At 65.7% G+C, this 562-nt stretch carries 2 protein-coding genes; both read left to right on the plus strand.

All coding sequences use genetic code 11. From position 1 onward, the window contains the following. The first annotated feature begins 95 nt into the window (after positions 1–95). Positions 96–449: an IS66-like element accessory protein TnpA gene (gene tnpA, locus NKI47_RS35050; protein WP_352596435.1), complete on the plus strand. Its 354-nt coding sequence runs from the start codon at positions 96–98 to the stop codon at positions 447–449. Further along, positions 446–562: IS66 family insertion sequence element accessory protein TnpB (tnpB, locus tag NKI47_RS35055; protein WP_352596437.1), on the plus strand; the 117-nt coding region annotated here is incomplete at its 3' end. The genes tnpA and tnpB, both read left to right, overlap by 4 nt.

Genomic DNA, 562 nt, shown 5'->3' on the forward strand with positions numbered 1-562 from the left:
GTACGCCTCCGGCGAGGGCCGCCTTGCGGGAGCATGGCCCGGTAGCGAAGCTGCGCTCTTAAGGTCGTCCTTTCGAGCGTAGTTAGCAGCACAGCATGAGCCATGTGACGTTATTGACCGGACCGGAGCGTCGTCGTCGTTGGCGTGAAGAGGATCAGTGCCGGATCCTGGCCGCGGCATTCGCGCCCGGGGCCATAGTGGCGGCGGTAGCGCGTCAGTACGATGTCGCAACCAGCCTGATCTATAAGTGGCGCCGCACGGTGAGAGCCCGCGAGACGGGCTTTGCCGAAGTTGTCGTGGTTCCCGATAAGCCTTTCGCCGCTTCGGTGCCGGCGGCGCCACCAGCGGTGATCGAGCTGGAGATCGCCGGCAAGGTGCGGCTGCGGATACCGCTGACCACGCCGCCGACACTGGCGGCGGCGATGGTGAAGGCGCTGGGCGTTTCATGATCCCGGTTCCGAGCCAGGTGCGGATCTGGTTGGCGGTTGGCCGGACCGATATGCGTCGCGGAATGCAAGGCCTCGCTCTGCAGGTTCAGGAGACGTTGGGCCGGGATCCGCAT

Source organism: Mesorhizobium sp. M0633 (genome assembly GCF_040320645.1).
Lineage (GTDB): Bacteria > Pseudomonadota > Alphaproteobacteria > Rhizobiales > Rhizobiaceae > Mesorhizobium.